Genomic DNA, 24756 nt, shown 5'->3' on the forward strand with positions numbered 1-24756 from the left:
TAAGGATTTATTAAGGCTTAATGTCGGCGATCGCACAAGATTGGGGATTGGGTACAAGAGGCAGAGGAGCAAACGCGGACAGAGGCAGAGGAGCAGAGGGGAAAGACTTACTGCAACTTCTCCCCTGCTCCCCCGGTTACTGAGCGTAGTCGAAGTATGCTCCCCTGCTAGGAGAAGTCACGGTTTAGTCTCATCAACTGAAAAATGCGGTAATGAATCTAAACTTCTAATTATCTTTGCCATTACTCGAAAAATTTAACGATTGCTCGTCATTGACCCAAATTGCTTGTTGAGGGACAGAAATCGAAATTCCCGCTTCGTCTAAGGCAACTTTTAGGCGGCGGCGAAACTCGCGTGCTACATCCCATTGCTTGAGGGGCAGTGTTTTAATCCAGACACGAATAATCAAACCGCGATCGCCAAATTGATCTATTCCCAAAACTTGCGGCGGTTCCAAAATTTGACTCTGCCATTGCATTTCTTGATTCATCTTATCGGCGATAGTTGCAATCAAGTTCAAAGCCTTTTCTGTATCGGCTTGGTAGGCGATGGGAATTGTTAAATCGGCTCGCGACCAACGACTAGAAAGATTGGCAACAACTTTAATTTCACCATTGGGAATCGTGATTAAGCGCCCTTCAGAATCCCGCACCTGGGTCATCCGCAGATTCAGAGTTTCTACTAAGCCTCCCACGTTCCCCACATTAATCACATCGCCTAAAGCATACTGGTCTTCTAAAATGATCAAAAAACCGTTAATCGCATCTTTAATTAAGTTTTGCGATGCCAAAGACAATGCAACACCAACTAAACTCGCACCCGCTAGTAAGGGAACGATATCTATCCCCAAGGATACCAGCGCGATCAAGAAACCTACTCCTACCCAGATCACAGTAGTGATACTTTTAGTTACACCAGAAAAAGTGGAAACACGCAGTTGCAACCGTGCAGAACTTTCTGGAGTGAGGAAAGCACCACTGCTAATCAGTGTGGAGGCGAAGCGGTCAATCAGGGCGTAGGTCAAACGAATTGCTACATAGGTTGCCAAGCATACAACACCTAATCGCACAGGAAACTGGGCGGCTGTGAGAATTGCTACCTGCAAACCTCGTGTATAGGGAAATAAACCCAAAATAAAGAAGCTTCCACCTCCCCAAATTCCGGCTTGACTGAGCTGAAACAATCGTCTCTTGGCTTCTTGAAGATGTTGCTGTTGCCGTTGATTTAGTTGTGTTGTAATTGCTTGATCTGCTGGTTTTGGGTAATTGAAGAGTTCCCTCTGGGGTTGAGAGGCAATGGAGTTTTCTAAATTCTTTTGGGAACGCCGCTGCCAACTATATACCCCCCAACTCATAACAATCATTGCTAGTCCGATACCGCCAGCAATTTTACCTTGGTCGATTAAAGATTGAATTTGCCTTTCTTGCTTGGCTTGTTGCAAGTCTTCTTGTAATGATTCGGCGACTTGATTTGCCGATGTCGATACATCTACCTGTCGCAGTTCCGCATCTTCCGAAGTAACGGTCATCAGATATTGACCGTTGACATAAATTACTGGTAATTCGTTTACTTTGCGAACTTCTACCTTGACTGGTGTTTTTGCTGGTGATTGAAAGTAATTTTGACCAATTTTCTCCAACTTCTTTTGAATATCTTCTGAACGCTCAGGAAAGTTGGTTCTTGTTGCCGCTATTTGAAATAACCGACGACCATCTAAATAAATCCAGCCCGAAACAACTCTGTTATCTGAATCATTACTAATACTGCTGGGAGCTTGCAGTTGCGGTAAAAGAGGTATCTGGGCCGTGGCTTTTGGCACAGATACAATGCCTATAGCCATTGAACTAGCGATGCCTACGGCGGGCAAAGCCAACGCCAAAAATTGAAAGCGCACTCAAACACCTCCTTGAGTAAAATCTATTAATTACTACTTTAACTATCCTGCTTAATTCCTTTGGGTAGATGTACCTATCTAAAGTTGAAGTTTTCCCTTGAGTTGATGAAAATTTGATATTTTTTTTCTTTGTCTTCTATCTTGAGACAGATGACGAAAATCAGAATGTCAGCCTGAAAAGAGTCTTATGCTTACCAAAGATAAAACAAAAAGGAAGAAGCTGGAGAGGAAGTTGACATTCCGGCGATCAAACGTCAAGCTAGTTTTGAGGATTCTTGACTAGTGATTTGCTTTCATCCAAGCAAAAATCGCCAGTAGTAGAATAACCTAGTAGAGTGCGTAAAACTTACGTAGCTTTTTTAATTTTTTGAGGTAACTTTTGATGACCGCAACTTCTCCCCGATTAAAGCACGAGGTTAAAGACCTCGGCCTAGCTGCCTTGGGAAGACAGCGCATTGAATGGGCTGGACGCGAAATGCCAGTTTTGAAGCAAATCCGCGATCGCTTTGCAACCGAAAAGCCCTTCGCTGGTTTACGCCTTGTAGCTTGTGCCCACATTACAACCGAAACAGCACATTTGGCGATCGCTCTGAAAGCCGGTGGTGCAGACGCGCTTTTAATTGCTAGCAATCCTTTATCAACCCAAGATGACGTAGCCGCTAGCCTCGTCGTCGATCATGAAATTCCCGTCTTTGCTCAAAAAGGCGAAGATAACGAAACTTATAACCGCCACGTCCAAATAGCTTTAGATCATCGCCCCAACATTATTGTTGATGACGGTAGCGATGTGGTTGCAACTTTGGTACAACAACGCCAACACCAAATTGCTGATTTGATTGGTAGCACCGAAGAAACCACCACTGGGATCGTGCGGTTACGCGCCATGTTTAGAGAAGGCGTACTCACCTTCCCCGCAGTCAACGTCAACGACGCGGACACCAAGCACTTCTTTGATAATCGCTATGGTACTGGGCAATCAACCCTAGATGGCATTATCCGCGCCACCAATATTTTATTGGCTGGGAAGAATGTTGTTGTTGTCGGTTATGGCTGGTGTGGTAAAGGTACAGCCCTCCGCGCCCGTGGCATGGGTGCTAACGTCATCGTCACCGAAATCGACCCCATCAAGGCAATTGAAGCCGTAATGGATGGCTTCCGCGTCCTGCCAATGGCTGAAGCTGCACCCCAAGGTGATATATTTATCACTGTGACTGGTAACAAGCACGTCGTTCGTGGCGAACACTTCGATGTCATGAAAGATGGTGCGATCGTTTGTAACTCCGGTCACTTTGACTTGGAACTTGATTTGAAATACTTGGCTGCACAAGCTAAAGAAATCAAAGAAGTTCGTCCTTTCACCGAAGAGTATAAATTGAAAAATGGTAAATCAGTTGTCGTTCTCGGACAAGGACGCTTGATTAACCTAGCTGCGGCTGAAGGACACCCCAGCGCGGTAATGGATATGAGTTTTGCCAACCAAGCTTTGGCTTGCGAATACCTGGTGAAGAATAAAGGTAAGTTGGAACCTGGTTTGCACTCAATTCCGGTTGAAGTCGATCAAGAAATTGCTCGGTTGAAGTTGCAGGCTATTGGTATTACGATTGATAGCCTAACACCCGATCAAATTGAGTACATCAATTCTTGGACAAGTGGAACTTGATACATTGATTAGTTGATTTTTTAAGGGATAAGCTTTTGGGCTTATCCCTTTTTTTTGGTTTTGCGCATACTGCAAGCGTAATCCGCAAAGTGCAAAAGCTTACTTAACGCGAGTTCGATGAACCTTTCCCTCACAACCTCCCTCTCCCACGGAGAAAGGGAGGAGCAACGATAAATTAGGGTTTTGGCTCCCCTCTCCGACACGGAGCTACGGTGTACACACAAGTCCTTCTCACCTCCTCTAACTCCCCCGATGCATTGGGGGAGAACCGGATATTTATTTCCGCCCTTGACAAGCTATGGTGTATACACAAATTATCGAATCGCTACTAGTCCTCGAATTACCCCACCCTAACCTCCCCGTATGTATTGGGGAGGGAACTAGATTTTCCGGTTTCCCCCCAATACATCGGGGGGATTAAGGGGGGTGATTCGACTTGTGTATACACGGTAGCTTTGACAAGGGGGGACTAAGGGGGTAAATCCAGGGTTTGGGCTTGATTATCAAGATGTGTGTACACGGTAGCCGACACAGAGGGAGGTTGTCCGGGAGAGGTTCATCGAACTCACGTTAAATCTTGTGTTTCCTCTAATCTATCTAACCATCGTTGACTTTCTTTTTCTTCTATTTGTCGTTGAGGCGTTTTTTTGCTATTCCTAAATCTTCTATATCTTTAGCCCAAACTTGTTGATTAAATATTCCTAGCGGCACTTTGCTTGTACTGGCTGCAAACGTTGTATCTGAGTTTTGCACTTTGTACTTCTAGATTCTGTCGGTTGTATTCGCATCAATATTGCCATATTAATCATCAATATTGCCATATTAATCATCAATATTGCCATATTAATCATCAATATTGCAACGTTCTTCATAAATATTGCAATGTTCCTCATAAATATTGCAATGTTCCTCATCAACATTGCAATATTCCTCATCAACATTGCAATATTCCTCATCAATATTAAAGCAATTGCCAAGAAAAACAGGTAAAAACTGGAAATATAGAGAAATTACCCAAATTGATTGGGATTTTTTTAACAAATATAATGATCGCTAATTTTACTGAACCAAAAAACAGCTTGAGTAAGCCAAAGTAGCTTTAGAAACCTCTCTAAGGAATATATTGATGTCTCGTAAAAAACGTACATCCCGTGTTCTCGAAAAAGCTGAGTTGAGATCCGCTGGACTAAAAGCGATTGATTCAAATATGAGTTTTGGTGATGATTGCGATTTGCAAAATTTGAGTCAAGCAATTGAACAGCTAAGAACCATGCTTGATGCTTATAACACTGCGTTAACTGTAATTGATTCTTCTAAAACTAAAATTGATGCGATGGAGAAAACCCTCAGTAATCTTACAGATAAGATGGTCAGAGGGGTTGCTTTTAAATATGGCAAAGATAGCAGCGAATATGAAATGGCGGGTGGGGTTCGCGAGAGTGAACGGATTCGCAAAAGCAGATTGAGTCGCTTGAAAGCTGCTGGTGGAGAAGCATCAGATAAAAATCCTAAAACTACCTAATACAGCCCGGATAAAAGTATAAAACAGCAGGGAAAGCAATGTTCTTACAAGGGATGTAGAGAACGAACAAAGGTACTTGGCTGATTAAAATTATTTTCTCAATTATTGCAATTGTTTATGGTAAAGCATAACCTATTGCAATTTTTTATATTTACTAATGGTATTTGATAAACAATAATTATATACAGTTACTATCATGCATCATCATGCATATTAGATCGGGCATTTTGTAGTTGTATTTAATATTTTAGAATGCTGAGACTCTTGCTGCATAGTGTTTTCAACGATTTTGCTTGTCTAAATACTGATTAGAGTTTATAGTGATACGGTGTTTTCCGTTCCTTGTCTCGGCAGATTCATAACATGATTTATTCTGGCAAATTACACAAGTATTTTGCGGGCATTTCTTTGTCTGTAATTTTAGTAGGTGACTTAGTTTTCACACAAAATACTGCTCCAGTTTTAGCTGAAACTATAAATACATCGGTCAGCGAACCTGTGACATTCAGTTGCAATGATAGTGAAGCGACAATCGCAGCTAAAAATGGCCCCAAAGTAGCTAATGGATCGGCAAGAATTTACATTGGTTATCAGCAATTCTCAAATAACAAAAACCCTATAACTATCCGCTTTAATAATGGGATAAAAGCATGGTGTCGTGACGATCACGAGACAACAGGCGATGATGGTACAGGTTACGGATTGTATTGGAATGGAAGTGATGTTTTATATGGCATTTACTCTTCTACAGGCAGTCAGACAGGTAACAATTTTAGCCGTTTTGCTAGTGGTCGGTGGTTGTCTAGCTATGGTAATGGAGGCGGGCCAAAAGTCGCAGTGATAGCCCGAATTAATCCAGCTAATGGCCAGGTTGATTATGCCACATTTTTATCTTCTAAAAAGCCAGATAATGGACAAACGAACTCTTTACTCGTCCAGTCTCTATCATGGAATGGCGCAAATTTGACTGTGAAAGCAATGTCATGGTGGAATCCCCGTAACACCTATACAAATTCCATGAATTGCTCTGGTTCATCACCTTATCAATACACAGCCGCATTTACAAGCGATTTAAGAACGATGACCTCAGCTTCAGCCAGTACTTGTTGGTAAAAAAGAAAAATTTAGCTTTCAAATTAAGGAAACATATTGTTTCCAGTTGTTTAAGAATTAACAACAACCCTGGCGAATCGAATTTACAACCTTAAATCCCCAACTTCTTATGGATTTAAGGTTTTCTTGTTGTTCGCAAATGATTTAAAATTGACTTTGTAGAAACAGCGATTCATCGCGTCTCTTGCCTTAACCGAATTGAAAGTAACGCTTCATTTAGGGACACGAACGAAGTTTTGCGTCGATTCGTGCCCTAGACACAATGGAATAGCTATTGCTCCAGAATTCCCAGAGGTACCAACATGACTGTTATCACTCCTGATAGTCTCATCGTGGAGGAAAGCCCCTCTCACGCCGCGCATAAACCAAATCGTATGCTCTGGATCAGCGAAGCAGGAGGACTTACCCAGTTCGGCGCGTTCATCGAAGTCTTGCAGCCTGGCTCTCGTTCGTCAATCAAACATTGGCATAGTGCTGAGGATGAAATGGTCTATGTCCTCGAAGGCGAGATCGTGCTCATCGAAGGAGACGCAAAGACTGTACTACGTCCTGGCGACGCCGCAACTTTTCAAGCAGGAGTGCCGATAGGCCACTTTCTCGAGAATCGTAGCTCCAAGGCAACGCAATGCCTGATAGTCGGCACTCGAGCGGAAGTAGACACAATCACGTATCCTGACCACGATCGGGTTTGTCACCGTAACCGATCGCTGCCAGACGACATTTGGACTAACGGCGCGGGAGAACCTGCCTCGAGTCCCTACTAGAAATGATTGCTGGATGCTTTTTGTACGCGCAGCGTGCGGCTGTGTAGAAATGCCCGACAATGTTCTCGCTAGGTGCACTATCAAAGCGTCGCCTAACAAGTTGCTGCACCGGAACGCCACAAGTTGGTCGGTTGAGTTGCCAAGGTTGTCTGCGTCCGGTGAGTTTGGTCGTTAAACACCCAGATTTTGCTGCATCTGTTCCTAATTGTTCCCATTTGGACGCTGAATAATTGTCTCCACCACACGCCGCTTGGCTTTGGGATCGATACCTACTAAGCGCACATACTCACCGCTATATTCTGCCAGAGTTGCCTCCAAATTTGAGATGGCATCAGTCTCAGCATCAATGTGGCTATGAACACAAGTTTGCCAAGAACCTGTGCGGAAGCGGCGCTCATCTACGTGTTCAATACTAATTTTGTAACCTTGAGCCAATAATTCCCTAATTTGAGCTTGTGTATCTAGAGTCAAATGTGGACTGGATGCTTCCTGTTTCTGAAATCCATTTGTTTTTACTTCTTGGGTTGGGCTATTTAACGGCTGACTAATTGGTTTAATTGGTGTTACAACAGCAGGTGGTGTGGATTGAGAATTTCTACCTCGATTGAGACGATTGTAATCATCAACCAAATGGGAATTTTCTACCCGTTTTTGTTCGCCAACCAGGAAGTTACCAGACTCGATTAAGTGAGACAGCCTGAAATCTGGCTTTTGAAATTCTGGTGGGCCTTTAGCGCTGTTAACCACACTCAAGGATATCTGCTCAAAACCTACTTTATGAATGTAGTTGCGGATTTGTTCGTCATAAATGCGCGATCGCAAAGCGCTAAAAAAGTCAATGGACTGATTGACAAAAGTATCAACTAGCTGTTCAACTTCCTTCTGTGACAGTCCATCCGCTTCAAAAATACCCTTGACAATTCCCACCTTATCGTCTCTATCTGGTTCCCAGTAGAATTTCTCCATCCGTCCATCCCGAATTAACGGTGCATAGAGAGTAGAAAAATCATTACCTGTGACAATAATCGGCACGCGATGTAAAGGTGTGGAATCATAGCTTCCCGGCAACTGCACATCTGTGGGATTATCAGCAATATTCATCAGTGTGGCATTCACCAACTGCGTGTTTACAGTATATTGAGTCCCTTCATCAAAACGTCCAGCACCAGCATCTAAATCGTTAATCATTAGTACACACATTTTGCCGCGTACTTTGATCAGTTCTGCTGTTTCCCGATAGCGCAACCGAATCAACCGCGCTGGATCTCCCGCATCTGGACTTTCTAATTCGCCACCAGATATGTTAGTGACTTCGATACCCATTTTCTCGAAGACTAATTGACATTGAAATGTTTTACCTTCTCCTTTGCGTCCATGAATACCCAGTATCACGGGAACTCGCACGCCAGGAAGCTTCAGGAAATTTTTGGTAATGTGGACAGCAAGTTTGTCCAAAAAGCGGGGAGCGATGTAGTAACCCATGAGTTTATGTAATGAAAAATTAACACTTCTAAGGTTAATGTTAATTTTTTTTGGGGATAGCGATCGCTTTTCTTTCAGACAAGCTTGTGTTTGTTCATCGTGTTGGGTTGATTAGACATCTTGCAAAAATAACAAATGCCAGGATATTGGGGTGCATGTTAAAGGTTAAAGGGTAAAGGAAAATTCCATACCTTTACCTTATTACCCCTTCCCCTTTTCCCTACAATGCCAAGAAGTCTATTGTCTGTTACCATTGAACACGCGCCCAAGCATGGAAGGAGTGAAAACTGCTGTTATTTGGTAGTGCCAAAGATTTGATTACAATATCAAATGACTTTGATAAGCCATTTGTATAATTTCAGGATTATTTAGATTAACCTATTTTTGAGAATAGAGCGTGTTTTCAAGCACGCCCTAGTATTGCATATCGCTACAGTTAATAGAAATCGTTTGTATTTACTACGTCTCATTAGCCAAAATTTCTTTTAAAGCAGACAACGCCTCTACTGTTAATGTATTTGGGTTGTTAGGATCGTCAGGCAATATAATACCGCGCTTTGCAAGAGCAGCAATAATCTTAGGGTTTAGTAATACTGAATCAGCAGGCGTTGCGCCACCGTATACACTTTTCAATTCCCGATCATCTGTTATTTCTTCAATAAACATAACTGGAGCTTGATTTAAATCGACGTTATCTTTGATTTGGTTTTTAGTCATAAATCACATCCCAATTACGCATTGTTAGCTAATTATTGAATGCATACTTAATGTATCATTTGGAAAAAGCAAAAATCAAGGGTTGATATTGAAAAAACCTACTTTTACAACTAATTTTACTAATTTTTGGATTAATGTAATAAGGCAAGGGCTGAGGACGCGATCGCACTTCTTGGCAGTGTACCAGTTAACAAATGTTTAGCCCAACGCTGTCGGTGGCTTTTCATATTATGGCAAAAACGATTGTAAAAAACCTTGAGAGTGTAGTCTCAACGTTACAATTGGCCCAATACTTTATTTGCACTTGTTGTGGTTTAACATCACTTTTGATTTAATTTTACTTCTGTAATGCTGATGGATACTTATAATATAGGAATTAAAATTTAACTATGGAAACACAACCGATAGAAGTAATTGGAGGTGGACTAGCTGGGACAGAAGCAGCTTGGCAAATAGCCCAAGCTGGAGTGCCAGTAATTCTGCATGAAATGCGTCCAAAGCGATTTAGTCCGGCTCATCATACAGAACATTTAGCAGAATTAGTGTGTAGTAATTCCTTTGGGGCAATGGCAAGCGATCGCGCGGCGGGATTATTGCACGAAGAGTTACGCCAACTCGGTTCGATTGTCATCTCAAAAGCTGATGAACACGCCGTGCCGGCTGGTGGGGCGCTAGCCGTAGACAGGGGAGAATTTGGCCAAGATTTAACTAAAACTTTAGCGAGTCATCCTTTAGTTGAATTCCGTCGGGGTGAAGTGTCTGCAATTCCTGAAGGGATTGTGGTTTTAGCAACCGGGCCTTTAACTAGTCCCGATTTAGCAGAAGATTTGCGCCGCTTTACGGGGATGGAATACCTCAGCTTTTTTGATGCAGCCAGTCCGATTATCGTCGGAGAATCGATTAATCGTGACATTGCTTTTATGGCATCGCGTTATGACAAAGGTGAAGCCGCTTATCTCAACTGCCCAATGAATAAAGAGCAGTACTTGCACTTTCGAGAAGAACTCTGTAAAGCCGAACAAACAGAACTCAAGGGTTTTGAACGAGAAACGGCGAAATTTTTTGAAGCTTGTTTGCCCATAGAAGAACTAGCCCAGCGCGGGGAAGATACCATGCGTTACGGCCCCCTAAAGCCAGTGGGATTGTCAGATACTCGCACAGGGGAACGCCCTTATGCTGTGGTGCAGTTACGACAAGAAGATAAAGCTGGTCAATTGTGGAATATGGTAGGATTTCAAACTAATCTGCGTTGGGGCGAACAAAAGCGCATCTTTCAATTAATTCCCAGTTTAGAAAAAGCAGAGTTTGTACGCTTAGGAGTGATGCACCGCAACACTTTTATTAATGCTCCCCAATTAATGCATCCTACCTTGCAATTTAAAGAGCGTCCGACATTATTAGCGGCTGGACAATTGATTGGTACAGAAGGTTACACTGCTGCGGCTGCGGGTGGTTGCTTGGCGGGAATTAATGCAGCGCGATTAGCTTTGGGTAAAGAAGCTTTGGTTTTACCACCAACAACCATGATCGGTGCGTTATTAGAATTTATTAGTTCTGCTTCACCGAAGCATTTCCAACCAATGCCGCCTAATTTTGGGATTTTCCCCGATTTAGGAATGAAAATCAAAAGTAAACCAGAGCGTTATGGACGTTACCGCGATCGCTCTTTAGCTGATTTGGCAAATTGGAAAGCTAATTGTAATTAATGGGCATTGGGCATTGGGCATTGGGCATTGGGCATTGGGCATTGATTATCCCCCTTGCCCCACCATTTCCCCATCTCCCCACCTCTATCTATTTTTTAATAGTGACTAATCCATGTATGCCTAATGCTGTAATTACACCTCCTAGCAATCCCCAAGTACCATCGGCAAATACGTTAATGCGATGAATGTAGGTGCGATGATAGGCATACTCTAACTGTCTATCATTTACTATTCCTCCGACCTCTACCAGGTTTTCCACATAGTTTTCAGCTTTGATCAGTGCTGCATAATCGAGATTAAACCAATACAACGATACTCCCACCACCGCCAAACCTGGAAAAACTAAGGTAATTAAAAGAATTGCTATGCGTGCGTTCATAAATCTCAGCCGCTAATAAACCTGCTCAATGCTGACATACTTAGAATCCTTGTGTTACAACTTGGCAGGCCAATTTAATAATGCGTTGGAGTGAGTGAATCAGATTTTGGGAATAATCCTCATAGTGTTTGAAAGCATCGTTTTAGTTAGGTTCGCACTATGAGAGGGCGATTTCTAGAAAAAAAGCAGATTTATTGCTGTTTATCTATTGCATTTTGCTGTATTTTGTGGATATGTTTAGCATTAATTCCAGCCGACGCAACATCTACAGAGTCTATTGATACTCTGCGACAACAGCAGCAACAAATGAACCAGCAGCGTCAGGGTGTAGTTGGAGAGCGCGATCGCTTAACTAATCTCCAACAAGAGGCCCAAAAACACCTGACTGGTTTAAAGCAAAATCTGCAAACTACAGATAGCTATCTTCAAGAGAGCGAATCACGATTACAACTTGCTAGCCAACGCCTCCAGCAGTTAGAAGCTGATTTAGATGTGGCAGAACGTTCGTATCAGGAGCGGCAAATCGCAACAGTAGCACGATTGCGTTATCTCCAGCGATCGCCTGCTTTTGCGGGATGGGCAGTTTTGCTCGAAAGTGAAAATATCAGCGACTTTTTCAGCCGTCGTCATCAGTTGAAGTTAGTGTTTCAAGCAGACCAGAAAATTTTGGTAAAACTCAACACCCAAGCAAACTCGATCGATAAACAAAAAACGGAAGTAGAACAGCAAAAAAACGAAATTGGTTTAATTCGCGAGCAACTGTTGGCACAAAAAGCCGATTATCAAACCCAGGCGCAATCACAATCAGAATTGATTCAACGCCTGAATAGCGATCGCCTCGCCTTAGAAGCTGCACAAAATCAGCTAGAAAGAGAATCCAAAAATCTGGAAGTTTTGATTCAACAAAAGGTAGCAGAAGCCCAAGAAAAAACCAACAGCCGAACAGGTATCATCATTCGAGGAACTGGTGTAATGGGATATCCTAGTGATGCTCCTACTAGCAGTCCCTTCGGCTGGCGGATACACCCAATTCTTGGCTATCGTCGCTTTCATGCCGGGTTAGATTTTGCCGCCAGCTATGGTAGTAAAATTCGGGCAGCCGATTCGGGAACAGTAATTTTTGCTGGCTGGTATGGTGGTTATGGCAGAGCGGTAATTATCGACCACGGCAATGGTATGACTACACTCTACGGGCATACCAGCGAGTTATATGTTTCTGAGGGACAAGCAGTTGAACGCGGACAAGCGATCGCAGCTGTCGGTTCCACAGGTTTCTCAACTGGCCCCCACCTCCACTTTGAAGTTCGTCGCAATGGTACGCCCGTAGACCCAGCTAATTATCTTTAAAGCTGCGAATTTTATCACAGACGTGCTATAATATAGAAGATTAAGGGCGCGTGGCTCAGTGGATAGAGCAACAGATTCCGGTTCTGTGGGTCGGGGGTTCAAATCCCTCCGCGCTCGTTACCTTTTGTCGATTGCCAAATTATTTGTCCGCGTTGACAAATCATATTTGACAGCAATTTTCTGCCTTATATCAAGTATGGCAGAACTCTTTTTATATGGAGCGGCTAATTAGTATTTAATATTTAGAGCATTCCTAAAATAGAGGTAGAGGCTAAATCTTCCTTATTAGCCGCGCATGGGTTTGATGCAACTAGGATTTTTGTGGGAAGAAAAACCTAACCTTTAGCCCCCTTTTTTATAAGAGAAAGGGGAAACTCAAAGCTTCTCTCCTTGTAGGAGAGAGGAATGGAAGTGAGGTCAATATTTAGTTTTGATGGTGTTTAATTATGACTGCTTTAACCTTACAATTACCTGCTAATCTGCAATTTACTGATGAGGAATTTGCACAGATTGTCGCTGTGAATAAAGAATTACGACTAGAGTTAACTGCTGAAGGGGAATTAATTATCATGTCACCCACTGGGGGAGAAACGGGAAACCGTAATTTTGAACTGTATCTTGATTTAGGAGTTTGGAACAGACAGAACAAGCTCGGAAAAGCTTTCGATTCTTCTACTGGGTTTAAACTGCCAAATGGGGCAACTCGTTCACCTGATGCTTCTTGGGTAAGGATAGCAAGATGGAATGCTCTTACTCCAGAACAAAGAAAGAAATTTCTCCCTTTGTGTCCTGATTTTGCAGTGGAATTAGTTTCTGAAACTGATGATGTAGAAGATACTAAAGCCAAAATGACAGAATATTTAGCAAATGGCTTACAACTCGGTTGGTTAATTAATCCTAAAGAGAAACAAGTAATAATTTATCGCCCAAATCTGGTACCTGAAGTTTTACAATCTCCTACAAGTTTATCGGGTGAAGATGTTCTCCCTGGTTTTGTTTTAAATTTACAGCATATTTTTGCATAGATAACTGATTATCTTGATTTTATTTCTACTCAAATTCGCTTAAACCATCGACACTCCCTTTAAAGCTCAAACCAGATTCGACACCGCCACAAGTGCTGAGTGTAATAACTTTAGAAAAGTGAAAATCTTTTTTGATGGCGATCGCACTTCTTCAGCAAAAAAATCAACTAACTTAAAGCCAATATGGTTTTCCAGTACACTAACGCATTTGTCACCATAGCATCGGTTAATTTTGAGAAGTTAGTTAATTTCTATACCAAATTGCTGGAGCAAAAGCCAGTTATTTTGGTTCCAAATCTCTATGCTGAGTTTAATTTAATTAGTATGCGATTAGGTATTTTTAAACCAAAGAACACAAATGAGTCGGAATTTGAAGCGATTGCCAAAAGTAAGATAAGTTTGTGTTTAGAGGTGAGTAACTTAGAAGATGCGATCGCTCACCTAACTGCTTTGGGCTATCCTCCACCAGGAGACATTTCCATTGCTTCCCACGGCAGAGAAATTTATACCTATGACTCTGATGGCAATCGTCTGATTTTACATCAAGCGGCTACAGGGAGTCATTAGTCATTTGCAAAGGACAAATGACTAATGACAAAGGACAAATAACAAAGGACAAATAAAAAAATGGCTATAACTCAAAACTATAGATTAAACCTGATTCAATGGTATCCAGGTCACATTGCGAAAGCTGAAAAGAAGCTCAAAGAACAGCTAAAGCGTGTAGATGTGGTGTTTGAGGTACGAGATGCTCGGATTCCCTTAGCAACTCACCATCCCCAAATAGGTGAGTGGGTAGAAGGTAAAAAACGGGTGTTGATACTTAACCGAGTAGATATGATTACACCACAAATGCGATCGCTATGGATCGATTGGTTTAAACGTCAAGGAGAAGTCCCTTATTTTACCAACGCTCAACATGGTAAAGGTATAGCAGAAGTAGCGCGGGCAGCGCAAGCTGCTGGGGTAGAACTTAATCAAAGAAGAAGCGATCGCGGGATGTTACCCCGTCCAGTGCGAGCTGTGGTGATTGGTTTTCCCAATGTCGGTAAATCAGCTTTAATTAACCGCCTGTTGGGAAAGCGAGTTGTGGAAAGTGCAGCTCGTCCTGGGGTAACTCGTCAACTACGCTGGGTGCGAATTTCCGAACATTTAGAATTGCTTGATGCTCCTGGTGTCATCCCTTTAAGATTAGAAGACCAAGACGCAGCCTTGAAATTAGCTATTTGTGATGATATCGGTGAAGCATCTTACGATAACCAGCTAGTAGCAGCAGCCTTAGTGGATTTACTCAACTATTTAGAAGCTGTAGCAGGAGATTTATTACCAAAAAAACCATTACAGTCTCGTTACCAACTCGATTCAACATCAGACACCGGAGATACCTATTTACACGCCTTGGCAGAACATCGTTACAAAGGTGATGTAGAGCGAACAGCAAGGCAAGTTTTAACAGATTTTCGTAAGGGATTGTTGGGTGAAATGAGTTTAGAATTACCACCAAATTAAATCTAAATTCAAATAGTAAAAATTAGGAAACCTATTTGATTTTTAACAGGACTTACGCAAGTGTCACAAGCAATGGCGCGGCTATGTTGTGCTGCGCGCCAAACAACTAGGCGATAAACATGATAACGTCTTGACTTTTAACTGCAAAGATAAATAATTTTATAAATTGTTTGACCAGTTTTATAAGCTAAATCTTTGAGCTTAAACCAGACTAAAATAGCGCATTCAATATGATTTATGGGAGTAGCACATAGTTACTGAAAAATGCGATCGCGCGCGTTAGATACTGCCACTCACCAACTAAATTAGAGATTTCCAAGAAATAAATTATCCAAATAAACGTAGACGCATACTCCTACAAAGAAGCAAGCTACGCAAAGCGTCTGTCTGCGACACGCTGTTCGCGTTCGTAGAAAAGCGGCTACTCTACGAAAACGCCAAAGGCGAAGCTGCTTTTCTACCACTCCAAGCGCAGAGAACACAAAAAGAGAAGAAATAGAAAGAATTTTTGCGTCAGTTTTGAGATATTTTTATTTGGAAGTTTCTTAATACTTTTTTAATGTTGCCTCATGCCTTTCTTTGTCAGGTCAAAAACTCTTTGACGGAGTTATGATACTACTTTGGGAAATCATCAAAATGCGTTCGCCACATTTATATAAAGGTGTTTGCATTCCTACTCTTTGGCTCCAGTGCCCGATACCCAATGTAACTTTTCTAATGGTTGTTACTCAATTTATAGTAGTGGGAATTATAACACTAGTATAAAGAGATTTTCGTAAAAATTTATGAGCGCAAAAGTTGATGGAACTTTAAGGATTGCTGGCTACCAAATCATCGAGCAACTTTATTCAGGTTCTCGTACTCAAGTGTATCGGGCAATTCGAGAATGCGTAGGCGCAGCCCGCCGCAGGCATCGCCTACCAGTTGTCATCAAGCTCTTAAAACGAGAATACCCAACTTTTACCGAATTAGTCCAGTTTCGCAACCAATATGCGATCGCTAAAAACCTAGATATTCCCGGCATTATCAAACCCTACAGCCTGGAAGCCCATCATAATGGCTATGCCTTAGTCATGGAAGACTTTGGTGGTGTTTCCTTGCGGCAATTTACTCAAGGAAAAACACTGACATTAGAGCAATTCTTACCCATTGCTCTGCAACTACTAGAAATCTTACACAAGTTACATCAACAGCGCGTCATTCACAAAGACATCAAGCCAGCCAACATCTTGATTCACCCTGACACGAAACAAATCAAGCTGATTGACTTTAGTATTGCCTCGCTCTTACCACGAGAAACCCAGGAACTTCAGAGCCTCAATGGACTAGAAGGAACGCTAGCCTATCTGTCGCCAGAGCAAACCGGACGGATGAACAGAGGCATTGACTACCGCAGTGACTTCTATTCTTTAGGTGTGACTTTCTTTGAATTACTGAGTGGAAAATTGCCCTTTGAGTCCTATGAACCGATGGAGTTGGTGCATTACCACATTGCGAAACTTCCACCTAGCCTGTGCGATTTCAACCCCAAATTGCCCTTGATGCTGGGCGAAATTGTCCGCAAACTGATGGCGAAGAACGCCGAAGACCGCTATCAAAGTGCGCTAGGACTTAAACATGACCTTGTTACCTGCTTAGAACAGTGGCGAGAAACAGGCAAACACACCTGGTTTGATTTAGGACAGCGAGATATTAGCGATCGCTTTCTCATACCCGAAAAACTCTACGGACGGGAATCGGAGGTACAAACGTTACTAGAAGCATTTGGTGATGTTGCCAATGGTGGCTCTCAACTGATGCTAGTGGCAGGTTTCTCTGGTATTGGCAAAACCGCAGTCGTCAATGAAGTGCATAAACCGATTGTGCGCTGGAACGGCTACTTCATCAAAGGCAAATACGACCAGTTCAACCGCAACATTCCTCTGTCTGCTTTTGTACAAGCCTTTCGCGATTTGATGGGACAGTTGCTTAGGGAAAGCGATACTCAACTGGAGCAATGGCAAAGTAAGATTTTAGCGGCAGTTGGAGAGAACGGACAACTTCTGATTGAGGTGATTCCTGAACTGGAGCAGCTGCTCGGCAAACAGCCTGCGATCGCTGAACTATCGGGCGGTGCGGCACAACACCGTTTCAATCTGCTGTTCCAAAAGTTCATTCAGGTGTTCGCGACCAGAGAGCATCCGTTGGTAATATTTCTGGATGATTTGCAGTGGGCGGATTCGGCATCGCTGAATTTGCTGAAGTTGTTGATGGCTCAGAGCGATTGCAGCCATCTATTTATTATTGGCGCATACCGCAACAACGAGGTGTTTGCGGCTCATCCGCTGATGTTGACGCTAGATGAAATTGAAAAAACTTCTTCTGGCATCAAAACCTTGAGCCTAGCTCCCTTGAGTCAAGCAGATGTCAACCATTTAATCGCCGACTCTCTCAGTTGTACGACGGCACAGGCATTACCGTTAACAGAGTTAGTCGATCGAAAAGCCAAAGGCAATCCCTTTTTCACAACTCAGTTTTTGAAAGCGCTACATGAAGATGGGCTGATTACCTTTAATTGGGAGACAGGTTTTTGGCAGTGTGATATAGCACAAGTGCGATCGCTTGCTCTGACTGATGATGTGGTGGAATTTATGGCACAACAACTTCAAAAATTGCCTAACATCACTCAAGATGTTCTGAAACTGGCAGCCTGTATCGGCAATCAGTTCGATTTGGCGACGTTAGCGATCGTTTATGAAAAGTCGCAAGCAGAAACCGCTTCCGACTTGTGGAAAGCATTGCAAGAAGGATTTATCATTCCTACCAATGAAATTTACAAGTTTTATCAGGATTCCTCATTGGCGATCGGTCATTTGCAAATGACAAATGACGAAGGACAAATGACGGTTTACAAATTCTTGCACGATCGCGTCCAGCAAGCTGCTTATTTTCTGATTCCAGACGAACAAAAACAGATCGCTCACCTAAAAATTGGGCAACTATTACTGACTCATACGCCTGTTACCAAACAAGACGAAAAATTATTTGAAATCGTTAACCAACTTAATATCGGCAAATCCCTAATTGTCGATTTATCTAAGCAAAAAGAACTCGCCCAACTCAATCTGAAAGCTGGACAAAAAGCCAGAGCCGCAACTGCCTATACAGCGGCATTTGAGTATTCCACTACGGGCATCGCCTTGTTAGCTGAGGATATGTGGCAAACGCAGTATGAGTTAACCTTAGCCCTCTACGAAGCTGCCACTGAAGCCGCTTACCTGAGCGGCAACTTTGAGCGGATGACACAATTGGCGGCAATCATTACAGAACACTCTAGAAACTTGTTGGATACGATTAAGGTCTATGAAGTTCAAATTCAAGCAGCTCAAGCCCAACATCAATTTATAGAAGCAGTAGAGATTGCTCTCAAGAGTGTGGAGCGTTTAGGAAACAGCCTTCCAAAGCAACCCAGTCAATCAGATATTGCCAAAGCATTTGAGACGACTAAATCCATCTTGGCTGGAAGGCAACCACTGGATTTAATCAATTTACCCCAAATGACAGATCCTAACAAATTAGCAGTTGTACGGATTCTTGCCACTGTCACTTCTGCTGCTTTTGTTGTCACTCCAGCGCTCTTACCATTTATTGTTCTCGAACAGGTCAATTTATCCGTTCAATATGGCAATAGTTCATTTTCGGCAATTGGCTATGGCTACTATGGAATGATACTTTGTGGGATGACAGGAGAGATTGACTCTGGCTATGAGTTTGCACAACTAGCACACTTGTTGCTGGAACATTTCAATGCCAAAGAACTAAAGTCCAGAGTCTATGTCGGAATTTACTGTTGCGTGTGGCATTGGAAAGAGCCGCTCAAGAACTCCTTACCATTTCTCCGGGAAGGCTACGAAGTTGGATTGGAAACCGGAGATTTAGAATCGGCTGCTATTTGCGGATTCATTTACATCTCATATTGTTGGTTTCTGGGCAAAGAATTAATCGATCTCAACCGAGAGAGCGTTGCCTTCCGAGATCAGCTTGGGCAGCTCAACCAACAAGGTCTTACCAGCCATCTGACCGTTTTTCAGCAACCAATTTTGAATATGCTGGGCGATTCTGCTGAACCTTGGCAGCTGACTGGAAATGCCTTTAATCGAGAGGAAATTGTGCCAGTTCTCCAGCGATCGGGCGATCAGACTGCGCTGTATTATTTCTATGCCAACCAACTTGGTCTGTGTTATATGTTTGGCAAGTTTGAGTTGGCGGTGTCAGCTGCGATCGCTGCTGAAAATTATATAGGTGGTGCTACAGGCTTATTCATCGTTCCGCTCTGCTACACCTATGATTCTCTAGCCCATCTGGCAATCTATTCTCAGGTTTGTGAGGCACAACAGCAAAACATTCTGCAACGGGTGGCTAAAAATCAGGAAAAAATGAAAAAGTGGGCTGATCGTGCTCCAGAAAATTACCTGCACAAATTTTATTTAGTTGAAGCCGACCTATACCGAGTTTTAGGGCAGAAATCAGAGGCAATAGATTTGTACGATCGCGCCATAACTCTAGCTAAAGAACACGGTTATACCCAAGAAGAAGCCCTAGCCAATGAACTGACCGCTAAGTTCTACCTCGATTGGGGTAAACAGCGCATTGCCCAAGAATACATGACCCAAGCCTACTATGGCTATGCTCGTTGGGGCGCTAAAGCCAAAGTCGCCGACTTGGAACGACGCTATCCCCAACTCCTCGCCCCCATCTTAGAGCAAACCCGTTCTCCCTTCTCTACTAACGAAACTATCTTCATCTTGGAGAGTGTTACCTCCACCAGTTCCGCCACTTCCAATAGTAGCAACGTCTCTGTTGCTTTAGATTTAGCTACCATTCTCAAAGCTTCCCAAACTCTTTCTAGGGAAATCGAACTTGAAAAACTGCTTTCAGCTTTGCTGCATATCGTCATTGAAAATGCTGGAGCCGATAAATGTGTATTCATGCTTTTGGAGTCAGAGCGGTTGCTAGTTCAGGCTTTAGCACAACTTTCCCTGAGCAGTCTACAGAACCAAGCTGCCAAAGTTGATTTCTACCCGATGTTATTCAACCCACAGCCTGTTGAAGACTCAGTTGATGTACCAGTTCGCTTAATTAATAACGTCAAACGCAACTTACAACCAGCAGTAATTACTGATGCCACGGTGCATCCGCAATTAATTAACGACCCGTATATTCAGCAACAGCAACCCAAGAGTATCTTGTGCAGCCCGATTTTGCATCAGGGTAAGTTGTTGGGCATATTGTACCTGGAAAATAATTTAGCAACCGGAGCCTTTACAAGCGATCGCGTCGAACTGCTGAACTTACTTTGTGCCCAAGCCGCAATTTCTTTGGAAAATGCCCGAATTTACCAAAATTCTCAAAACTATGCTCAACAGTTGGCACAATCTCTAGCAAAATTGCAAGCTAGTGAAATCCGCTTCCAAAATTTGGCAAATAATATTCCTGGGATGGTGTACCAATTCCGTCTGGAGGTGGATGGTTCAACTTCAACACCCTACGTTAGTTCTGGCTGTCTCGACTTATATGAGTTAGAGCCAGAGTTGGTAATGGCAGGGACGCATAGCGTTTACGCCATGAATCATCCTGACGATCGCCCGGCTATTGCCCAAGCGCTCGCTTACTCTGCCCAAAATCTCACACCCTTTGAGCAAGAATGGCGGATTATCCTGCCTTCAGGAACCATGAAATGGATTCAATCTGCGGCTCGGCCAGAGCGACAAGCCGATGGTGCAATTGTATGGGATGGGGTAGTAATTGATATTAGCGATCGCAAACACGCCGAAGCATCTCTAGCTAAAGAACGAGAGTTTTTGAATGCCATCATTCACAATATTACCGATGGGATTGTTGTTTGCGATGCTAGTGGCAAATTGACTCTATTTAACAAAGCAACTCGTGAATTTCATGGCTTACCAATAGAATCATTACCACCAGAACAATGGACAGGACGCTTCGATCTCTATCAACCTGATGGTCAAACACCCCTATCAAGAACTCAAATTCCTCTGTTTCGCGCCTTGCAAGGAGAAATCGTCGAAAATGCCGAAATGGTAATTGCGCCGAAGCATGGCTCTAGGAGAATTTTATTAGCTAGTGGACAAGCAATCTTTGATGCTTCGGGTAACAAACTCGGTGCAGTAGTTGTCATGCGAGATATTAGCGAAAGGGCGCGGCTTGAAGCCGAACGCAAACTTGCTGAACTTGCCTTGCAGCAAAAATCACAAGATTTAGAACAAGCGTTAACCGATCTGCAAAACGCCCAATTGCAAATGGTGCAAAGTGAAAAAATGTCAGCGCTAGGGAATTTAGTTGCTGGTGTCGCTCACGAAATGAATAATCCCCTTGGTTTTATTGCTGCTAGTCTAAAACTTGCTAAACCTACTTTTACAGATGTAATTGAACACTTAAAACTCTATCAAGAAACCTTGCCTAATGGGAGTGATGAAATCAAAGACCATGCCCAAGAAATCGACTTGGATTATAGCTTAGAAGACTTGCCTAAGATGATTGATGCCATGTCGATGGCGTGCGATCGCCTGAAAAATATCAGCACCAGTTTACGAACTTTCTCGCGTGCCGATAAAGATTATAAAGTACCATTTAATATTCACCAAGGCATCGACAGCACGATTTTAATTTTGAAACATCGTCTCAAGGCTAACGAGCAACGTCCAGCAATTGAAGTGATAACTGAATACGGCACTTTACCTCAAATTGAGTGTTTCCCTGGACAACTAAATCAAGTGTTTATGAATCTACTAGCAAATGCTATTGATGCCTTGGAGGAATCGAATATCGATCGAAGTTTTGACGAAATTAAAGCAAATCCAAACTGCATTACAATTACCACTACAGTCGAAAATAATTTAGTTAAAATTACAATCGCTGATAATGGGAAGGGTATCGAGGAAGAAGTAAAACAAAAAATGTTTGACCATTTATTTACGACAAAAGCTGTCGGAAAAGGCACAGGATTAGGACTTGCGATCGCTCGACAAATTATTGTAGAAAAACATGGCGGAGCGATCGCAGTGAATTCCCAACTTGGGGAAGGAACTGAATTTGTGATTCAGCTACCGTTATCGGTATAATTAAATTTTAGCTTTCTTAAGTATGGTATTCAGATGGAGTCTGAACCCCCACCTGATTTGTCTCCTTGTACCCTTCTTCAAGCTTTCCCCGCTACCACCGAGTTTTTCTTCAAAAGTTCCACAGCGGCTTGATATTGCAAATCCGCTTCAGTACCAATCTGTTCGCGGTTAATGGCTGGTTGAGAAATAACTTTATCTGGCTTAATACCTAGTTTGTTAATATCACGGTGTTCAGGAGTTTCATACTTAGCAATTGTGACTGCTAAACCCGAACCATCTGATAGTTCAAACAAGGATTGAATTAATCCCTTGCCAAAGGTAGTTTCGCCTACCAACTGGGCACGACCGTTATCTTGGAGTGCGCCAGCAAGAATCTCACTGGCACTGGCAGTTCCTTGATTTACCAAAATCACCAGAGGATCTTTCGTCAAAGCTGGCCCAAAGGCTTCAAAACTACCTTGAATACCTTGCCGGTTAACAGTGTAAACAATAGTGCCAGAATCTAACCAGAGACGGGCAATTTCAATTCCTGATTGCAATAATCCCCCAGGATTATTTCGTAAATCTAGAATGTAGGCAGCAGCGCCTTTTTTTTCTAGACTAGAAATAGCGTGTGCCAATTCCGTTGAAGCGTTGGCATTAAATTGTGTAAGACGTAGGTAGCCAATGGGTGTACCCTCAGCAGAAACACGCAAATCTGAAACCACAGGGTTAAGGGCAATGCGATCGCGTGTCAGTCTAATTTCCGTTTCTGCCTCTCCGTCCCGTTCGATTACGAGAGTCACAAGGCTGCCACTGGGCCCGCGCATTCTGGTAGCAGCTTCATCAAGGGTGAGATTTTCTGTGGAAACACCTTCAATTTTGAGAATGCGATCGCGTGGTCGAATCCCCGCTTTATCTGCCGGTGAACCGGCGATAGGAGCCACTACTTCTAACTTTCCATTCTCAGAATTCAAGGCAATTTGCAATCCTACTCCAGTCAGTTCCCCAGAAGTATTGACCTGCAAGCTGCGGTACTGTTCTGGATCTAAAAAGCGGGTAAAAGGATCGTCGAGGCTCTTGAGCATCTTCCCAATTGCCTCATAACTGGCATTTGAGTCTGGCAGTGGTTTTTCCAGAACCTTTTGCCGCACAGCCGCCCAGTTTTGATGATTAAATGTCTCATCTAGATAAGTACGATTAACAATTCGCCAAACTTCCGAAACCAGCTTTTGTTCTCCAGTCAAAGCCAGCGATGGCTGAGTGAGGGTACCCAACGCCAAGCAAACCGCCATTAACAATGAAAATCCAACCCGAAAGACTTGTTTATTCATGAACCCCATTATCAATTCCACCTCAACCCAAATTGCCTAGATAATGCCCACTTCCTCTGTTGTTGATGAAATCTATCTCTCGATTATGTTACTTTTTTTATAGAAGTGGTGCATTTTTCTCATCAAGTTGTTCAGTCAACTGATGCATCGTATCCACTCGCCAAAGGATAAAATCTACTTTGTGTCCACCATTTTGTGTGTAGGGGCGTAAAGAGATCGCAATATATTCCATCTTTACAAAGTGTAAAGTTTCTGAAGTCTCTTAGCACACTCAAAGCCCAAAAGCAAAGAAAAAAACTCCCCTTTATTAAAATCCCAAAATTGTTAATTGGGAGAGAAGTCTGACCGAAGGCTTCTGCCGATTCAGAACTTCGGGATTTATCAACCGCAACCGACTTTTAGGAACTTGAGATTGTATGGCCAACGTTTACGACTGGTTTGAGGAACGCCTGGAAATTCAGGCACTCGCCGAAGACGTTACTAGCAAGTACGTCCCTCCCCACGTCAATATCTTTTACTGCCTGGGTGGAATTACCCTGGTTTGTTTTCTCATCCAGTTTGCTACTGGATTTGCCATGACGTTCTACTACAGGCCAACAGTTACTGAAGCTTTCTCCTCAGTGCAGTACATCATGACTGATGTAAACTTCGGTTGGCTAATTCGCTCCATCCATCGCTGGTCTGCCAGCATGATGGTGTTGATGATGATTTTGCACGTCTTCCGGGTTTATCTCACTGGTGGTTTCAAAAAGCCTCGCGAATTGACCTGGGTAAGTGGTGTAATCCTAGCTGTGATCACCGTTTCCTTCGGAGTTACAGGCTATTCTCTACCTTGGGATCAAGTTGGCTACTGGGCTGTGAAAATCGTTAGCGGCGTACCAGAAGCAATTCCCGTGGTTGGAGTTCTGATTTCCGACCTGCTGCGCGGCGGTTCCAGTGTTGGTCAAGCAACACTAACTCGTTACTACAGCGCACACACATTTGTACTGCCTTGGTTGATTGCAGTATTCATGCTGTTTCACTTCTTGATGATCCGCAAGCAAGGTATTTCCGGGCCTTTGTAATCTCAGCTATTAGCGAAAGGCAACATTTGTTAGTTTTCAGATCGAGTTGTTTGTTTTAAACTTATGAAACACAAGAAATTAATTGCACATAAGTTCCAAAAAACAAATACTTGTATCTGAAGCCTCAAGCTATAAACAAC

The 24756-nt window shown here is 42.9% G+C and carries 19 protein-coding genes and 1 tRNA gene; 12 read left to right on the forward strand and 8 right to left on the reverse strand.

The annotated features are described in order from the left end of the window. Positions 1-226: 226 nt before the first annotated feature. Complete coding sequence (locus RMZ95_RS16835; RefSeq protein WP_409882853.1) at positions 227-1894, reverse strand: mechanosensitive ion channel family protein; 1668 nt, start codon at positions 1892-1894, stop codon at positions 227-229. A gap of 382 nt (positions 1895-2276) precedes the next feature. Here RMZ95_RS16835 and ahcY point away from each other — a divergent pair, with 382 nt between their 5' ends. Continuing rightward, complete coding sequence (gene ahcY, locus RMZ95_RS16840; RefSeq protein WP_322682836.1) at positions 2277-3554, forward strand: adenosylhomocysteinase; 1278 nt, start codon at positions 2277-2279, stop codon at positions 3552-3554. Between the two features lie 624 nt (positions 3555-4178). Here the strand turns inward: ahcY and RMZ95_RS16845 are convergent. Further along, positions 4179-4307 (reverse strand): hypothetical protein, encoded by a 129-nt coding sequence (locus RMZ95_RS16845; RefSeq protein ID WP_322682835.1) that lies wholly within the window; start codon positions 4305-4307, stop codon positions 4179-4181. Between the two features lie 373 nt (positions 4308-4680). Between RMZ95_RS16845 and RMZ95_RS16850 the strand changes: the two genes are divergently transcribed. From RMZ95_RS16850 to RMZ95_RS16860, 3 genes are all read left to right on the forward strand, one after another. Beyond that, positions 4681-5076 carry a hypothetical protein gene (locus RMZ95_RS16850; RefSeq protein ID WP_322675109.1) on the forward strand — a complete coding sequence of 132 codons (396 nt, stop codon included), beginning with the start codon at positions 4681-4683 and terminating at the stop codon, positions 5074-5076. Positions 5077-5439: 363 nt separating this feature from the next. Then, on the forward strand, positions 5440-6189 hold the full coding sequence (locus tag RMZ95_RS16855) for a hypothetical protein (RefSeq protein ID WP_322682834.1): 750 nt from the start codon (positions 5440-5442) through the stop codon (positions 6187-6189). 374 nt (positions 6190-6563) lie between these two features. Then, on the forward strand, positions 6564-6953 hold the full coding sequence (locus RMZ95_RS16860) for a cupin domain-containing protein (protein ID WP_409882883.1): 390 nt from the start codon (positions 6564-6566) through the stop codon (positions 6951-6953). A gap of 92 nt (positions 6954-7045) precedes the next feature. Here RMZ95_RS16860 and RMZ95_RS16865 read toward each other — a convergent pair whose 3' ends face one another. From RMZ95_RS16865 to RMZ95_RS16875, 3 genes are all read right to left on the reverse strand, one after another. After that, entirely contained in the window at positions 7046-7168 is a 123-nt protein-coding gene (locus RMZ95_RS16865; RefSeq protein WP_322682833.1) for a hypothetical protein, read from the reverse strand. Continuing rightward, on the reverse strand, positions 7155-8435 hold the full coding sequence (locus RMZ95_RS16870) for a ribulose bisphosphate carboxylase small subunit (protein WP_322675106.1): 1281 nt from the start codon (positions 8433-8435) through the stop codon (positions 7155-7157). Before RMZ95_RS16870 ends, RMZ95_RS16865 begins: the two co-directional genes overlap by 14 nt. Before the next feature lie 459 nt (positions 8436-8894). Further along, positions 8895-9152, reverse strand: a complete 258-nt coding sequence (locus RMZ95_RS16875) for a hypothetical protein (protein WP_322675105.1) — start codon at positions 9150-9152, stop codon at positions 8895-8897. A 389-nt stretch (positions 9153-9541) separates the two neighbouring features. Between RMZ95_RS16875 and trmFO the strand changes: the two genes are divergently transcribed. Beyond that, entirely contained in the window at positions 9542-10858 is a 1317-nt protein-coding gene (gene trmFO / locus RMZ95_RS16880; RefSeq protein ID WP_322682832.1) for an FADH(2)-oxidizing methylenetetrahydrofolate--tRNA-(uracil(54)-C(5))-methyltransferase TrmFO, read from the forward strand. Positions 10859-10946: 88 nt separating this feature from the next. On the opposite strand, the gene RMZ95_RS16885 is transcribed toward trmFO, so the two are convergent. Then, entirely contained in the window at positions 10947-11237 is a 291-nt protein-coding gene (locus RMZ95_RS16885; protein ID WP_322682831.1) for a hypothetical protein, read from the reverse strand. A 159-nt stretch (positions 11238-11396) separates the two neighbouring features. Here RMZ95_RS16885 and RMZ95_RS16890 point away from each other — a divergent pair, with 159 nt between their 5' ends. From RMZ95_RS16890 to RMZ95_RS16915, 6 genes are all read left to right on the forward strand, one after another. Continuing rightward, entirely contained in the window at positions 11397-12584 is a 1188-nt protein-coding gene (locus RMZ95_RS16890; protein ID WP_322675102.1) for a murein hydrolase activator EnvC family protein, read from the forward strand. 44 nt (positions 12585-12628) lie between these two features. Further along, positions 12629-12701: transfer RNA gene (locus tag RMZ95_RS16895), tRNA-Arg, on the forward strand. 329 nt (positions 12702-13030) lie between these two features. Beyond that, positions 13031-13609, forward strand: a complete 579-nt coding sequence (locus tag RMZ95_RS16900; RefSeq protein ID WP_322675101.1) for a Uma2 family endonuclease — start codon at positions 13031-13033, stop codon at positions 13607-13609. 183 nt (positions 13610-13792) lie between these two features. Beyond that, the gene (locus RMZ95_RS16905; RefSeq protein ID WP_322682830.1) at positions 13793-14176 is read left to right on the forward strand and encodes a VOC family protein; all 384 of its coding nucleotides are present in this window, start codon (positions 13793-13795) and stop codon (positions 14174-14176) included. Positions 14177-14236: 60 nt separating this feature from the next. After that, positions 14237-15118 carry a ribosome biogenesis GTPase YlqF gene (gene ylqF, locus RMZ95_RS16910; protein ID WP_322682829.1) on the forward strand — a complete coding sequence of 294 codons (882 nt, stop codon included), beginning with the start codon at positions 14237-14239 and terminating at the stop codon, positions 15116-15118. A 785-nt stretch (positions 15119-15903) separates the two neighbouring features. Then, the gene (locus RMZ95_RS16915; protein ID WP_322682828.1) at positions 15904-22239 is read left to right on the forward strand and encodes an AAA family ATPase; all 6336 of its coding nucleotides are present in this window, start codon (positions 15904-15906) and stop codon (positions 22237-22239) included. Positions 22240-22316: 77 nt separating this feature from the next. On the opposite strand, the gene ctpA is transcribed toward RMZ95_RS16915, so the two are convergent. Together ctpA and RMZ95_RS16925 are read right to left on the reverse strand one after the other, a co-directional pair. Then, the gene (gene ctpA, locus RMZ95_RS16920; RefSeq protein WP_322682827.1) at positions 22317-23561 is read right to left on the reverse strand and encodes a carboxyl-terminal processing protease CtpA; all 1245 of its coding nucleotides are present in this window, start codon (positions 23559-23561) and stop codon (positions 22317-22319) included. A gap of 88 nt (positions 23562-23649) precedes the next feature. Continuing rightward, on the reverse strand, positions 23650-23784 hold the full coding sequence (locus RMZ95_RS16925) for a hypothetical protein (protein ID WP_322682826.1): 135 nt from the start codon (positions 23782-23784) through the stop codon (positions 23650-23652). A 184-nt stretch (positions 23785-23968) separates the two neighbouring features. Between RMZ95_RS16925 and petB the strand changes: the two genes are divergently transcribed. Beyond that, positions 23969-24616 carry a cytochrome b6 gene (gene petB / locus RMZ95_RS16930; protein ID WP_322675438.1) on the forward strand — a complete coding sequence of 216 codons (648 nt, stop codon included), beginning with the start codon at positions 23969-23971 and terminating at the stop codon, positions 24614-24616. Positions 24617-24756: the final 140 nt, after the last annotated feature.

Source organism: Nostoc sp. DedQUE07 (assembly GCF_034530975.2).
Taxonomy (GTDB): domain Bacteria; phylum Cyanobacteriota; class Cyanobacteriia; order Cyanobacteriales; family Nostocaceae; genus Nostoc.

Excerpts from the sequence above, each read along its gene's own strand:
- RMZ95_RS16850 (WP_322675109.1), top strand. The coding sequence starts at position 4,681 with ATGTCTCGTAAAAAACGTACATCCCGTGTTCTCGAAAAAGCTGAGTTG.
- RMZ95_RS16915 (WP_322682828.1), top strand. The coding sequence starts at position 15,904 with ATGAGCGCAAAAGTTGATGGAACTTTAAGGATTGCTGGCTACCAAATC.
- RMZ95_RS16860 (WP_409882883.1), top strand. The coding sequence starts at position 6,564 with ATGCTCTGGATCAGCGAAGCAGGAGGACTTACCCAGTTCGGCGCGTTC.
- ylqF (WP_322682829.1), top strand. The coding sequence starts at position 14,237 with ATGGCTATAACTCAAAACTATAGATTAAACCTGATTCAATGGTATCCA.
- RMZ95_RS16905 (WP_322682830.1), top strand. The coding sequence starts at position 13,793 with ATGGTTTTCCAGTACACTAACGCATTTGTCACCATAGCATCGGTTAAT.
- RMZ95_RS16885 (WP_322682831.1), bottom strand. The coding sequence starts at position 11,237 with ATGAACGCACGCATAGCAATTCTTTTAATTACCTTAGTTTTTCCAGGT.
- RMZ95_RS16925 (WP_322682826.1), bottom strand. The coding sequence starts at position 23,784 with ATGGAATATATTGCGATCTCTTTACGCCCCTACACACAAAATGGTGGA.
- RMZ95_RS16900 (WP_322675101.1), top strand. The coding sequence starts at position 13,031 with ATGACTGCTTTAACCTTACAATTACCTGCTAATCTGCAATTTACTGAT.
- RMZ95_RS16870 (WP_322675106.1), bottom strand. The coding sequence starts at position 8,435 with ATGGGTTACTACATCGCTCCCCGCTTTTTGGACAAACTTGCTGTCCAC.
- RMZ95_RS16865 (WP_322682833.1), bottom strand. The coding sequence starts at position 7,168 with ATGGGAACAATTAGGAACAGATGCAGCAAAATCTGGGTGTTTAACGAC.
- ahcY (WP_322682836.1), top strand. The coding sequence starts at position 2,277 with ATGACCGCAACTTCTCCCCGATTAAAGCACGAGGTTAAAGACCTCGGC.
- RMZ95_RS16855 (WP_322682834.1), top strand. The coding sequence starts at position 5,440 with ATGATTTATTCTGGCAAATTACACAAGTATTTTGCGGGCATTTCTTTG.
- RMZ95_RS16875 (WP_322675105.1), bottom strand. The coding sequence starts at position 9,152 with ATGACTAAAAACCAAATCAAAGATAACGTCGATTTAAATCAAGCTCCA.
- trmFO (WP_322682832.1), top strand. The coding sequence starts at position 9,542 with ATGGAAACACAACCGATAGAAGTAATTGGAGGTGGACTAGCTGGGACA.
- petB (WP_322675438.1), top strand. The coding sequence starts at position 23,969 with ATGGCCAACGTTTACGACTGGTTTGAGGAACGCCTGGAAATTCAGGCA.
- RMZ95_RS16890 (WP_322675102.1), top strand. The coding sequence starts at position 11,397 with ATGAGAGGGCGATTTCTAGAAAAAAAGCAGATTTATTGCTGTTTATCT.
- ctpA (WP_322682827.1), bottom strand. The coding sequence starts at position 23,561 with ATGGGGTTCATGAATAAACAAGTCTTTCGGGTTGGATTTTCATTGTTA.